We start from the raw sequence: 12,989 nt of genomic DNA, 5'->3' as shown, positions 1-12,989 counted from the left end.
AGGGCAGACCCAAAGGCTCGGCTGCACCGAAGCGGCTTACAGAAGAAGACAAGCTGCGCCGTCAGATCGCACGGTTGGAAGCGGAAAACGCGTACTTAAAAAAATTGCGGGACTTGAGGAACCAGGGACACGCCTGAAAGTCCAGGCGATTGTCATCCTCAAGTCGCACCACCGCTTGGAGTACCTCCTAGAGGCCGCTGGTATCCCACGGTCGACGTTCTTTTACCACCAGAAACGACTCAACGAACCGGATAAGTACGCAGTGCTCAAAGACGCGATCCGGGAGTGCTTCGAACGTAACAAGCATCGCTATGGCTACCGGCGGGTGCTGCTGGACCTGCGTAACCAGGGCTGGGTGGTCAACCACAAACTCGTCTACAAACTCATGTGCCAGATGGGTCTTCGAGCCAAGATTCGCCAACGCAGGCCCTATGTTTCCTACAGCGGGGCGATCAGCCACATCGCTGACAACACACTCGACCGCAAGTTCACTCCGGATCAGCCAAATACCGTTTTTGTCAGCGACGTCACCGAGTTCAGGGTTGCAGGCCGCAAGGTGTATTTGTCACCGGTGATGGACTTGTTCGACCGCTCCATCGTCGCTCACAGCGTGGCTACATCGCCGTCGACAGCGTTGACCACCGATTCTTTGTCCAAGGCGATCGCGGCGTGTGCGCCTGAACCCGGGTGGATGATGCACACAGATCAAGGTTTCCAGTACCAGCATGCCTCCTGGCGTGACCTGATCGGCGACAACGGTGGTGTGCAGTCGATGTCGCGTAAAGCCAACTGCTACGACAACGCGGTCATGGAAAACTTCTTTGGACACTTGAAGACAGAGATGTACCACGGTGAAGTCTTCGACACGGTCGCAGAGTTCAATCAAGCGATCGACGAGTACATCAGGTGGTACAACACCGAACGCATCCAACAACGACTAAAGGGCCTGACCCCGATGCAATATCGGAATCAGACCCTTGAACCCCTCACCGCCTAGAATTAAACCAGTCCAACTTTCGGGGGCCAGTTCAACTTTGCTGTGGTAGGGGTCTTTTTCGTTTCTTGCTAACGCCCTCGCAGGGGACAAATGCTGTTGGGGTGTAGCGGAGGTAGGTAACTGCCGGCGTGGGGGTCTAACTTCGGGGCGTTTAGGACATTTGTCCCGGATGACCCGTGGAAAGTGCAGCGTTGAGCGTGGAGAGTGGAGGCACGGGTGAGGTTTGGAGGGTGGACCATGGCGAGTGGAGACCCTCACGGTGCGTCCGCGTGTACACGTGACCGAGTCATGCCACACCCACCTGCATCTGTTCGGGTGTCAGCCTGTTGCCCGCCTAGACCCACATCTAGCTTAACTATCCAGCAGTTCGATCCAGGCCGTCAGCCGAGTATCCTCCGCTAAGTCGGCGAAGCTCACATCGTAGCCTTTCTCCTGCAGCCAAGTGAGAACCGTAACTAGCTGCAGAGAGTTCATACCCTGGTCATAGAGTTCCTCGGAAACCTCGATCTCCGCTGGCTCCATCTTCATCGTCTCGGCTACACATCCGCGCAACTGGTCTTCAGTGATTGGTTCCATTAGTTCGCTACCTCAATCTTCCGTTCGGCCGTGCTATCTGCGTTGTTCTGTTGGATTCGTTTATTCACTTTGCCCACCCCGGTGGTGGGGAACTCCTCCACGATGTGCACGTGGTCCGGTACTGCGAACCGCGCGATACCGGCAGCCCGAGCATGCTTCCGGACAGCAAGTGGCGTTAGATCATCCACCCCATCCCTCAGGATCACATAGGCCGTGATGGCTTCGCCCAGATTGTCGTCCGGAGTGCCAACCACCGAAACATCGTGGATATCCGGATGGCTGAGCAACGCGTTTTCGACTGCTTCCGGAGCCACCTTTTCCCCACCGCGGTTGATCTGATCCTTTGCCCGGCCGACAACCGTCAGAGCACTATCGTCGACGGTGACGATGTCGCCAGTAATGTAAAAGCCATCTTCGGTGAATGCCCTAGAGTTGATCTCTTCAGCACGGTGATAGCCCCGGATCGTGTACGGCCCGCGGGTGAGTAGGTGTCCGGGGTGGCCTTCGGGGAGGGGGAGCGTGGCGTCATCAACAATGCAAATCTCATCGTGGCTGCTCATGGGGCGACCCTGTGTATTGATTATTTCCTCGGTCGAGGCGTTTAACGGTGTGAAGTTTACGAGTCCCTCAGCCATGCCGAAAACCTGTTGCAGTTGACAGTCGAGTTCCGGCCGGATGCGGCGGGCCACCTCGGCAGATAGCTTCGCCCCACCCACCCATAGCGTGCGCAGAGTGCGTAGGTCGTGGCGATCGCGGGCCGGTGCGTTGAGAATGCCCAGTACCGCCGGAGGTACCAGGGCGAGGTGAGTCGCACCGTGGTGGTCAATGGCAGGCAGCAGATCGCTGGGCATCGGTGAATTGGCGAAAACGATGTGCGCTCCGCGCAGCAGCGCACCCAGAATTCCCGGCGAGCTGAGAGTGAAGTTATGCGCCGCGGGCAAAGCGACGAGCAGGCAAGATTCCGTCTCCAAGTCACAGGCTTGCAGCGCACAACGGATCGAATAGAGATAATCCGCATGGGTTCGCGGGATTAGCTTCGGTAGGCCGGTCGTGCCACCGGAGAGCTGCAGGAACGCAAGCTCGTCTGCTTCAACATCGGCGGTTGGAGGGGCGGGTGACTCTTCGTTTGCAGCCTCCGAGTGCCCCGTTGATTCGGTAGCCCAGGGAGATTCGGCGGTCTCGTCGATGAGGATCGCTCGAACAGTGCGGCCATCGTCCAGCGGCTCTTGTAGCGTGGCGTGGACGCCCGCAAGGTGCCGATCGGGGCGCGACGTGCTGATGTAGAAGCGTGCTGGCGCGTGGCTGGCGAAGTGGCGCACCTCCGTGGAGCCGAGGTCAGGCAAGGCGAAGATGGGAATGGCGCCGAGCTTCCATAATGCCAAGAGAGTTTCGAGGAACACCACACTATTGGGAAGCTGCAGGATGCAGCCATCGCCCCGGCGTACTCCGGCTTGGTGAAGGTAGTGGGCGGCGGTCTCGACGCTGTTGTCTAGTTCGTGCCAGGACAGGCTGCGGTGGCGGTCCGTCGTGGCGGGTCGATTGGGAAAGGTGGCAACCGTTTGTTGGAAGACATCCCAGTGGGTGTGGTGGGTCCATATTCCCTGGCGGTGGTATTCCTGCGCGAGGGTACGGGGCATGTGGTTGGCCAGTACCTCTGGGCCGTGGCTTCCGTTAAGCGGGCTGAGGTGGGGCTCGGGATTGGGCGCTATGTGTGCTGACGGGAGCTGCGCGGTGCCTTCTGTATCTCCCTTTGCGGCCAGTCCCAACAGCGCACGCACCGGACCGAGTTTGAAGTTGGTTTCCTCGATCTCCTGGTCTGGCTGGGATTCGGCAACGATTCCGCCGCCGGCTCGGGCAGACACTTGGGAGCCTTGAACCGTGGCACTTCGGATAGCTACCCGCCACTCGCCATCGCCGTGGGAATCTGCGTATCCGATGGCGCCGCCGTACAGACCCCGCTCCGGCTCCTGCTGGCGCAAAAAGTCCAACGCAGCAGCGGACGGTGCTCCATTGACTGCCGGAGTGGGGTGTAGCAACGCAGCCAACTCCAGAACGGAGGTATCAGGGTTCCGCAACGTGCCTTCGATATGGGTTCCTAGGTGCCAGGTGTGCGACGTGGCGGTCAGCGTGGGTAATTCCGGAACGTGTAGCTGAGTACACAGGGGTTCAAGAACCTTCCGGATGGCCGTGGTCACGAAGCGGTGCTCGGCGATGTCTTTGTGGGAGAGCGTGAGCTCAATTGCCCGCGCCCAGTCCGTCACCGGGTCCTCCGATCGAGCGATAGTTCCGGCCAGCGGGTGGGAAACAATCCGCGCGCCTTCCTTGCGGATCAGTAGCTCCGGGCTAGATCCCACGAAGAAAGCTTCTTCGGGGCCGTTAGTCGTAGCTACCAGGTGCCCGTGCCCCGTGGCGGAGGTTTCCATGAACCCTCGTAGCAGGGCTTCCGGCTCCACAGGGCTAGCCAGCGTGTACTCCTCCTCGCGGGAAAGCACCACCTTTTGAAACTCGCCACGCCCAATCGCCTCCACGGCACGGCTAACCCGCCGGCCATGCTCTTGCAGGCTGGGGCGTTGTGAGATGTCCACCACGTCGGGAACCAATGGAGCCGTCTTCCAACGCGGAGCTCCCGCGTGCCACTGAAAGCCCTCGGGGGCCAGCAATACCGGTGCTGTGTCTGGATCGAAGGGCAGCGCTCCCACCACGACGTCTTCCCGTCCTGCCTCCGCCGCCCTACGAAGTGCTGCGGCGGCTTGCTCTACCGTGCCATAACGAGTTTTGACGCCGCAGGTTGTCAGAGTCTGGTCGCTGTCGCTCATGACAAAGCTGGGTGGGCCACTAGCCTCCCCACTGGGCGGACCATCGTGCACCTCCAGCTGTTTCAGCGCGCTGGCCGTATCCAGGCTTCTTCCACAGCGCTTGGCTACCCAATCAATCGTTTCCTGGTGGTCCTGTGCCGTGAAATCCGCAATTCCGTCCGTGATCACAAACGGCTGAATGTCCTTCATAAACGCATCCACCGCGGTGACCTTGCAGCCCATGTGGCCATATACCCCGGTGATAATTAGCTGATCCCGCCGAGCGAAAGCCAGCGACTGGTAAAGGTCCGTGCGCTCGAATGCGGAATAGCGCCACTTCGTGAGTATCTGGTGATGCTTGCCTGGCGCCAACTCTTTGATGATCGACGCTTCCTCGGCTGTTTGTAAACCTTGTCCCCACATATCGCTTAAGAGCCCTCGTCGGGTGGGGTGCTGTTGCGGCGGCTGGGCGGAATAGAACACAGGAATACCCAGCTGATCCGCCGTGGTGATGAGGCGCGCGATGTTGGCGAGCGCCGAGTGTAGCGGTTCTTTGTTCCAGTCATAGGCAGCTAGGAAGTACTTCTGCATGTCGTGCACCAGCAGTGCTGCGCGTGCGGGCTCCAGGGCCCAGGATCTCGCCGGACAATCGGCGGGCAGTGTGGTGGATGGAGTGGGGATGGGATAGGGCGAAATGGGTGGAATCGCCATAGAGATAACCTTTCGTTGGGCTGGTGGGGTACAGAGGCTAGGCATCTAGGGTGGCGCCACCATCAACACGGAGGTCGTGCATGGTGATGTGGCAGGCTGCAGGGGAGATAAGAAAGAGGCATGCTGCCGCGATATCTTCTGGCTGCGCGATGCGTTGTAAGGGGATGCCTAACCGGTAGTCCTCCGGTACACCGGCAAGGGTCTGCGCGGCTCGATCCTCGCCGTGCCAGCTGGTGCGTAGCATCGCGGTGTCTGTGGAACCAGGGGATACGCTGTTGCAGCGCACCCCGTGTGGGGCGCACTCTAGCGCCAGAGTTTTCAACCAGGCAGTCGCTGCCGCTTTGGAAGCTCCATAGGAGGCCATGCGTGCCCGGGGCTGTGCTGCTGCATTGGAAGTCACTGCCACAATTGCTCCAGTGCCGCGATCCACCATGTGCTGGGCGATTGCGGAGCATGTGCGGGCTAAGCCGGTGACGTTGACAGCGAAGTTGTTTTCCCAGGCTCCGGTCTCGTTGGGGTCCGTACCGATACCCGAGACTGTGTCAACTGTGTCAACTGCCGTGGGGCCCGTCAGTGCGCTATCTGGGATTAAGGTTCCCGCGCAGTGGATGAGTGCATCAATGTGCCCGTGAGCTGCCAGTGCTTTCGACAGGTGGCTTTCCACGCTGCGTGGGTCAGTCGGGTTTGAAGAGGTGATGTCTACTTCCGGTAGATCCCAGCCGATCACGGTGTGATCGTTCTGTCGTAGCAGGCGCACACACTCGCGGCCGATGCCTCCAGCAGCACCTGTCACGATCACCGTTTGTTGTAGTTGCGCTTGCTCCGGCGGCGACTCGGTTGGCTGCTGTGTGGCTAGGTGCGGAGGAATGTTGAAATCCATAGCGGACACTGTAATCGACTTAGGTTAGGCTAATCAAGGGTGTTATTCTTGGATTTCTTGAGAGGGATGATGAGCGGGTCGCCAGTCTCCGGATCTTCGATCACCCGTGCTCGCAGGTCGAAAGCCCGCTGCAGTAGCTCTGCAGTAATGATCTCCGAAGGCGAACCGGAGGCCATCACCTGGCCTTCATTCATGACCACTAGATAATCGGAATAACGCACCGCAAGATTTAGATCGTGCAGCACCATAACCACGGTGCGGCCAAGCCGTTGGCACAGGTCCTCAACCAGTTCCAAGATGTCCACGGAAGTCGCCAGGTCTAAGTAGGTGGTCGGCTCGTCGAGGAAAAGGATGTCGGTGTTCTGCGTCAACACCATGGAAATCCACACGCGCTGGCGCTGGCCGCCAGAGAGTTCATCCAGCGTGCGGTTAGCAAGATCCTTGGAATCTGTTTGCTCCAGGGCCTCGAGTACCGCCCCTTCGTCCGTGGAAGACCATTGCCGGAACCACGCCTGGTGTGGGTGCCGCCCGCGAGCCACCAGATCGGAGACCAGCAGGCCCTCTGGGGCCACGGGCGATTGGGGAAGTACGCCCAATAGTCGGGCGACCTCCTTGCGTTTCATGGCCGTGATGTCCTGGTTATTCACACGAACGGTTCCCGTATTGAGGTCAAGTAGGCCGGACATGGCACGCAGTAATGTGGACTTACCGCAGCCGTTGGGCCCCACGATGGTAGTAATCTTGCCCGCCGGGAACGTGGCGCTAAGGTCGCGGATGATGGTGCGCTCGCCGTAGCCCACCGTGATCGAGGACGCAACTACGCCGCTGGTGTCGCTTGGCTGTGCTGTATTTGGTAGTGCCGTGTTGTGCTGTGCTGTATTTGGCTGGGGTGTGGAAGAGGTCATGCGTCTGTGCTCCTAGTGCGTTGAACGAGCAGATAGATGAGGAAGATGCCACCTAGGGCGGAGGTCACAATGCCCACCGGAAGTTCCACCGGCAGAATCGCTTGGGTGACGATGTCCGCCCCCAGCAGCAGTACTGCACCGGTGAGCGCCGAAGCCGCAAGCGGTGGGGTGGGTACGCCGCACATTCGAAGGGCCACCTGGGGTGCTACGAAGGCGACGAAGCCGATGGGGCCGGCGGCGGAGACTGCTACCGCAGCTAGGGCCACGGCCAGCGCCAGCATCGCGACCTGTACACCGTTGACCCGCTGGCCGAGTGCCCGAGCCAGATCGGGTCCCAAAGTGGTGGCCAGCGCCTGGTAGCCGATCCAGGCCAGTAGGGGACAGCACGCGATCACCAGAACCACCATCGGGATGGTGGTATTCCAGCCCGCTGTGGCCAAGGAGCCTGTGAGCCAGAACTGCGCTTGGGTAGCATTCCGTAGCTCCGAGCGGATCATAAGGAAATTGATGTAGGAACTGAGCAGCGCGGTGATGATGATGCCAAAGAGCACTAGTCGGTAGGAATCCGCCTGGCGCCGCCACGCCAGTGCCCAGATCGCTGTAGCGCTGAGTATCGCCCCTAGTAGTGCGGCCAGAGGGATTCCGATTCCGGACAGCCAGCTGAGAAATCCGCTGCCACCGCCGAGGACGATGACCGTCACGGCCATGGCTGAGGCGCCCGTGGTGATACCAAGGATATCCGGGCTGGCCAGTGCGTTGCGGGTGACTGTCTGAGTTAGCGCGCCAGAAAGCCCCAAAGCACTGCCGACCGCGATGGCGGTTGCCACACGGGGCATGCGCCAGTCCAGGACCACTAGCCTTTCCACGCGGTTTCCATCCCCGCGGAAGACAACCTCCAGCACTCGGGAAACGGAGATGGGGAAATCACCTAGTCCAATGGAAAATGCTCCCAAGAAAACGATAAGGGCCGCGGCAATGAGGCATACAAGCAGCACTCGTGGGCGCCAAACGAAGGAGATTGGCCCGACCCTGAATGCCGGACGGCCTGGAACCCGCTCGGTAGCGGTGAGCCTATTGCGCGAAGTCTTGTTGAGCCCCATCAGAGCGTCGCCACCTTCTTTCGGTAAATCAAGACGATGAAGAACGGTGCACCCACGAACGCCAGCACAATGCCCACCTGGAGCTCGCCGGGCCGGGCGATGAGGCGCCCCACCACGTCCGCGTAAAGAAGTAGTGCTGCACCGGCTAGCGCGGAGTACGGCAGAATCCACTTGTAATCCGGGCCGGTGAGGGCTCGGACGATATGGGGTACCACCAGGCCGATGAAGCCCAGCGGTCCTGCAGCGGCAGTGGCTGCACCTGCCAGCAGTGCGATGATGCCCATGCCGCCTAGTCGCGCGGCCGCAGTGTTGATACCTAAGCCAGCAGCCACGTCGTCGCCCAGATTTAGGATGTTCAGCTGCGGGCCCGTGGCAAAGGCCAGGATCAACCCCAGAACCACAAACGGCAAGACGCTGAGCGCGATGTTCATATCCCGGCCCGCTAGGGAACCGACGGTCCAGAAGCGCATCCTATCCAGGTTGTTTTCACTTGTGAGAACGAAGGCGCTCGTGATGGCACTTAGCACTGCCGACAGCGCGGCTCCGCCCAGCACGAGGGTCAGGGGATTTACCGTGGCTCTGCCCGCGGAAGCTAGGCCGAAGACCAGCGCCGTCGCTGCGATTGCACCAAGGAAGGCAACCACCGCAGTCGCCCAAGGCGCGCTGATGCCCAACAGGGCGTAGCTGGCCACCACGCTCAGTGCCGCGCCGGAACTGATTCCCAGTATCCCCGGATCCGCCAGGGGATTGCGGGTATGTCCCTGGATTAGGGCGCCGGCTACGCCTAGTGCCGCGCCCACGATAATGGCCAATATGGTGCGTGGCAGGCGCAGCTCGGCGACCACGCGTTGGTTGACTGGAACCTCCTCCGGGGAGCTACTGGTAGCCGGGAGATCCCGAAGTGCAGCCCACACGTCCTCTGCGGGGATGGAACGGGCGCCGTACAGGAAACTGCAGATCGTGCCACTGACGACCAGTAGGAGTAGTACCCCCAGACCCAGTAGGCGGCTGGTGCGCACACTCATGGCGTGGCCTCCAATCGCTGTTGCGGCTCACGCCCTGCGCTAGGCCGTGTTAAGCCGAACAACCGTACGCGCCGGTCTGCCCGCTGCTGTCGCTCGCCGAAATCTTGGAAACTGGCCTTGGCCAGCGCCCGGTGCGTGCGGGTGTTGCGATAGTCCGGCTCGCCAAGCACCAGCTGGCACTGCGGGTCTTGCTCTAGCAGTGCTGCGGCCAGCTTGCTCAGAAAAGAAGAGAAGATCCCATGGCCAGTCAGTTCTGGCTTGCCGATTGCGATATGGGCTCCCAGGTCGTGGGGTTGAGAGAGATAGCTGCTGCCAATCTCGTCCCGGTGCGGGCGATAGATTTCCACGTACCCCACCGGGGTTGTGGCGTCATTCTCGTCAGACGGTGTAGGAGCTGCGGAGGCATCGCCCCTCGTGGCTTCCTTTGCAGCCCGGATGTGGGGGGAGCGGGGTATCGAATAGGACAGTATTGCGGCGCGAGCGTAGGTGGTGTGAGTTTTTGCGACCCAGTCCTGGCGCCAGCGTTCGGCTGGCCAGGGTTGTTCCCACGTCTCGCGCAAGTGAGGGCGGGACATCCACTCGGCCACCAGATCGGCATCGGAAGATTCGGGATCTGGGTCCGCAGGGCGTAGGGAAAAGGGAGGGTTCATCTGCGGTAACGGTGGCGGGGAAGGGAGGAAATCCGCTGTCGGGATGTCGTGGCGCAACCGGGCCAGTATTTCCTCCGGGCGGGGTTGGGGGCTTCCTGTGAGCAGTGACTCAGGCTGTTGCTGGGGGTCATTGTCAATCATGGGTAAGCATACTACCGTCTATGTGTAAGGTAAGCCTTCACTTGGTAAGGGGATGGTAAGTTGAAATCATTGGCGATCATCGGAGCGGGGCCAAAAGCGCTAGCCGTTCAGGCGAAACTCCACGCTCTGCGCAGCCTGGGCGTTCCAACCCCGGAAGTAACCGTGGTGGATCCGCACGGCATTGGCGGTAATTGGAAGCCTTGCGGTGGGTGGACGGACGGGCGGCAGTTGCTGGGAACCTCGCCCGATAAAGATCTGGGATTTCCCTACCGCACGCGCATCGCGGGCGAGCTCAACGAGGCCGTGGACCGGAGCATGCTGGGGCTTAGCTGGGTGCGCTTCCTTACGGAGTCGGATCGTTATGCCTCTTGGATCGACCGTGGCCACCCCAACCCACCGCACTACCTGTGGGCTAGCTACCTGGAGTGGGCGGCGCAAAAGATGGGAATGCGGGTGGTTCCAGCAACGGTGCGGCTACTCGACGTGACCACTGAAAGTAGTGCCACTAGCCCTACGGGCACGGCCACCGGCACTGCCTCCCAGCCCTGCCGGTGGCGCCTCACTGCCGAGGACACACGTGGCGCCGAGTTCACTCTGGAGGCCGATAGTGTGCTCGTTACCGGCCCTGGCCGTAGCGACGGCAAAATTTCGGATGTTCCGGGTGTGCTCTCTGTGGCAGAATTTTGGGATCTCAAGGCGCGTGGAAGCCTCCCCGAGGTCCCTCGTGTTGTGGTGATCGGTACTGGGGAATCTGCAGCTTCCGTGTTGGACCAGCTAATTCACCTCAATATTGAGGAAGCTCTGGCCGTATCGCCCCTGGCCACGATGTTCAGTCGTGGGGAGAGTCAATTCGAAAACGAGTTGTATACAGATCCGCGCAAATGGGTGACACTCAGCGAAGCAGCGCGTAGAGACTTCATCCGCAGAACCGACCGTGGGGTGCTTTCTGTGCGGGTGCAGCAGGTGTTAGATTCCGATGATCGCGTGGCACATCGCCGTGGCGTTGTCCGCCGTGTGGAGCTGGCGAGCTCGCCGGACGCTGATTTTCGACTGCGGGTGCATATTGATGATGAAGTGTGTGGCTCCTACACCGAGCTGTGCGATCTCGTCATTGACGCTCGCGGTGGTAGGCCCTTGTGGTTCTGTGATGTGATGACGCCACAGGTGCGCCTCCTCCTGGAGCGCGCACTAGGCAACCAGTCCGATGCAGCGCTGAGCTCCGTTCCGGCCTGGGAGGCCAGTATTGGGGCAGATCTGGCAGTGGAGGGATTGGTTCCGCACCTGTTTGTTCCGGCACTGGCAGGTATGCGCCAGGGGCCGGGGTTTGCGAACCTGAGCTGCCTGGGCGAGCTTTCCGATCGGGTAGTAGCTGGGCTCGGTGTAGGGGACGGCCTGGGCGATAATGCCGCCGATGTGCAGGCTGGCATGCGGGCTGGGGTGCAGGCTGGGGTTCGGGCGGAGGTGCGTTCATGAGTGCATTTCCAGCACCGCGGCCTCATGGCCGCCGAGTGAAGCAGCGCTATGCCACGGTGGATGCGATGATTTGTGCGGCAGTCCAGGAGTGTGGGGTAGATAGCCCACGGCTAGCGGTTACGGGGCCTGCTGGGGCCATTACTTGGCCAGAACTGGCTAGAGGTGCCAGGCGAGTGGCCGGCAGTATTAGCAGCCGCGGGCTGGGTAGAGGGGACCGGATCGCGGTACTGGCGCGCCGGGATACTCGGCTACCGGTAATGGTGGCAGGGATTCTTCACTCGGGCGCAGTCTATTGTCCATTGGAGGTGGATTCTCCAACAGAGCGTTTGCGTTGGCAGCTGGAAGATCTTCAGCCGGAGCTGGTGATGTTGCTCGGTGTGGAGCAGTCTGCGGAACAGGAGCTGCGCCGAGTCGTCGCCGAAGCTTGCGCCGCTGAAGTGTGGATTGGTGGCGCAGAGTGTGACCGCGAAAATATAGATGGATCGGGTGGCTCGCTGCAGGTGAGCGGTGCGCTGTTGGAGGTGAACACGGACATTTGCCCGGAGGATCCCTGTTACATCACGTTCACCTCAGGTTCGACCGGGCGGCCGAAGGCGGTGGTGAATACTCACCGTGGCGTAGCCTGCCATTTGGAATGGAGCGCCCGGATCGTGGGGCCTGGCGAGGAACTTCGTGTGCTGCAGAAGGCGCCGGCGGTGTTTGATGTGGGTATCGCGGAGATCCTGAACCCCCTGGCTAATGGTGGAACGGTGGTGATGCCCGATTCACAGTGGTGGATGGGGGATATCGATGGCTTTTTGGATTTGCTGGTGGATTACCAGGTCAGTGTGCTGTCGATGGTGCCGAGTATGCTCGGCACGCTGTTGGATGTCATGGACGACATGGGTGAGCCTCTGGAAAGGTTGGCTGGGCTCAAGCATCTGCTGCTAGGTGGCGAGGCTGTGCCCAGTGCGCTGGCAGAACGGTGCCTGCGACAGATCGGTTGCCGGGTGCATGGACTTTATGGGCCCACGGAGGCCGCGATGGATGTGCTGTGGGTTGAATATACCGAGGAATTGCTGGCTGAGCTGGCGGGATCCAGCGCGGGGGATGGTCGGCAACCGTCGCTGTTGGGTCTGCCTCAAGACAATGTGAGCTGTTATCTGCGCGCTGAGGATGGGAAAGAGGTTACCGATCCTGGCCAGGTGGGTGAGCTCTGCATTGCCGGGGTGCAGGTGGCTACTGGCTATTGGCGCCGCCCGGAGCTAACGGCACAATCTTTTGTGCCCAGTTGGTACCCACAGGTTGATGGCGGCCGAATGTACTGCACCGGAGATCTAGCACGATGGAACCAGGTGGGGTTGCTGGAATTCGTAGGTCGGGTGGGTGACCAGGTGAAGATCCGGGGCAACCGAGTGGAGTTGGGAGAGGTAGATGCGGCGCTGCGACGGGTTCCTGGTGTGCGGCAGGCGGCCAGTCGTGTCGTTGGCGAGGATTCACCAGTGCTGGTGGGCTATGTGGTGTGGGATCAGGAAGCAGTGGTACTACCGCCTACGGAGGTGGCTGCTGTGCTGCGCGAATCAGTACCGGAGTACATGGTTCCCAGCCGTGTAGTGGCTCTGCAGGCATTGCCGCTGAGCAGTAATGGGAAGCTGGATCGTCGTGCCCTCCCCGATCCAAATTAAGTTAAAAAGTCTCAGATTACCCTTGTTAGCCTACCCTTGGTGATGGTAGCCTTACCTAATCTTGTTCGTTTA

Annotated in this window: 9 protein-coding genes and 1 pseudogene; 3 read left to right on the top strand and 7 right to left on the bottom strand. The window is 60.5% G+C overall.

Annotated features, from left to right (window positions below; all coding sequences use genetic code 11):
- A pseudogene (locus tag JQ46_RS01935) lies at positions 1 to 997 on the top strand (IS3 family transposase); the annotation flags it as partial.
- Between the two features lie 351 nt (positions 998 to 1,348).
- On the opposite strand, the gene JQ46_RS01930 reads toward JQ46_RS01935, so the two are convergent.
- The 7 genes from JQ46_RS01930 to JQ46_RS01900 are packed head-to-tail and all read right to left on the bottom strand — an operon-like array spanning position 1,349 to position 9,639.
- Positions 1,349 to 1,573, bottom strand: a complete 225-nt coding sequence (locus tag JQ46_RS01930; RefSeq protein WP_034984987.1) for a phosphopantetheine-binding protein — start codon at positions 1,571 to 1,573, stop codon at positions 1,349 to 1,351.
- On the bottom strand, positions 1,573 to 5,079 hold the full coding sequence (locus tag JQ46_RS01925) for an isochorismate synthase (RefSeq protein WP_034984985.1): 3,507 nt from the start codon (positions 5,077 to 5,079) through the stop codon (positions 1,573 to 1,575). The genes JQ46_RS01930 and JQ46_RS01925 overlap by 1 nt, the downstream gene beginning before the upstream one ends.
- A 37-nt stretch (positions 5,080 to 5,116) precedes the next feature.
- Complete coding sequence (locus JQ46_RS01920; protein ID WP_051876192.1) at positions 5,117 to 5,959, bottom strand: 2,3-dihydro-2,3-dihydroxybenzoate dehydrogenase; 843 nt, start codon at positions 5,957 to 5,959, stop codon at positions 5,117 to 5,119.
- 29 nt (positions 5,960 to 5,988) lie between these two features.
- On the bottom strand, positions 5,989 to 6,864 hold the full coding sequence (locus JQ46_RS01915) for an ABC transporter ATP-binding protein (RefSeq protein ID WP_011274156.1): 876 nt from the start codon (positions 6,862 to 6,864) through the stop codon (positions 5,989 to 5,991).
- Positions 6,861 to 7,964: a FecCD family ABC transporter permease gene (locus tag JQ46_RS01910; RefSeq protein WP_034984983.1), complete on the bottom strand. Its 1,104-nt coding sequence runs from the start codon at positions 7,962 to 7,964 to the stop codon at positions 6,861 to 6,863. The genes JQ46_RS01915 and JQ46_RS01910 overlap by 4 nt, the downstream gene beginning before the upstream one ends.
- Complete coding sequence (locus tag JQ46_RS01905; protein WP_011274154.1) at positions 7,964 to 8,989, bottom strand: FecCD family ABC transporter permease; 1,026 nt, start codon at positions 8,987 to 8,989, stop codon at positions 7,964 to 7,966. Before JQ46_RS01905 ends, JQ46_RS01910 begins: the two co-directional genes overlap by 1 nt.
- Positions 8,986 to 9,639 (bottom strand): GNAT family N-acetyltransferase, encoded by a 654-nt coding sequence (locus JQ46_RS01900; protein WP_230580592.1) that lies wholly within the window; start codon positions 9,637 to 9,639, stop codon positions 8,986 to 8,988. Before JQ46_RS01900 ends, JQ46_RS01905 begins: the two co-directional genes overlap by 4 nt.
- Positions 9,640 to 9,840: 201 nt before the next feature.
- Between JQ46_RS01900 and JQ46_RS01895 the strand changes: the two genes are divergently transcribed.
- On the top strand, positions 9,841 to 11,253 hold the full coding sequence (locus JQ46_RS01895; RefSeq protein WP_034984981.1) for a SidA/IucD/PvdA family monooxygenase: 1,413 nt from the start codon (positions 9,841 to 9,843) through the stop codon (positions 11,251 to 11,253).
- Positions 11,250 to 12,917: an amino acid adenylation domain-containing protein gene (locus JQ46_RS01890; protein WP_011274151.1), complete on the top strand. Its 1,668-nt coding sequence runs from the start codon at positions 11,250 to 11,252 to the stop codon at positions 12,915 to 12,917. The genes JQ46_RS01895 and JQ46_RS01890 overlap by 4 nt, the downstream gene beginning before the upstream one ends.
- Positions 12,918 to 12,989 lie beyond the last annotated feature (72 nt).

This window comes from Corynebacterium jeikeium, assembly GCF_000738175.1.
GTDB lineage: Bacteria > Actinomycetota > Actinomycetes > Mycobacteriales > Mycobacteriaceae > Corynebacterium > Corynebacterium jeikeium_C.
This window is presented reverse-complemented; position numbering and strand designations above follow the sequence as displayed.

Coding starts and splice junctions, on each gene's coding strand:
- JQ46_RS01930 (WP_034984987.1), bottom strand. CDS start 1,573: ATGGAACCAATCACTGAAGACCAGTTGCGCGGATGTGTAGCCGAGACG.
- JQ46_RS01925 (WP_034984985.1), bottom strand. CDS start 5,079: ATGGCGATTCCACCCATTTCGCCCTATCCCATCCCCACTCCATCCACC.
- JQ46_RS01920 (WP_051876192.1), bottom strand. CDS start 5,959: ATGGATTTCAACATTCCTCCGCACCTAGCCACACAGCAGCCAACCGAG.
- JQ46_RS01915 (WP_011274156.1), bottom strand. CDS start 6,864: ATGACCTCTTCCACACCCCAGCCAAATACAGCACAGCACAACACGGCA.
- JQ46_RS01910 (WP_034984983.1), bottom strand. CDS start 7,964: ATGGGGCTCAACAAGACTTCGCGCAATAGGCTCACCGCTACCGAGCGG.
- JQ46_RS01905 (WP_011274154.1), bottom strand. CDS start 8,989: ATGAGTGTGCGCACCAGCCGCCTACTGGGTCTGGGGGTACTACTCCTA.
- JQ46_RS01900 (WP_230580592.1), bottom strand. CDS start 9,639: ATGAACCCTCCCTTTTCCCTACGCCCTGCGGACCCAGATCCCGAATCT.
- JQ46_RS01890 (WP_011274151.1), top strand. CDS start 11,250: ATGAGTGCATTTCCAGCACCGCGGCCTCATGGCCGCCGAGTGAAGCAG.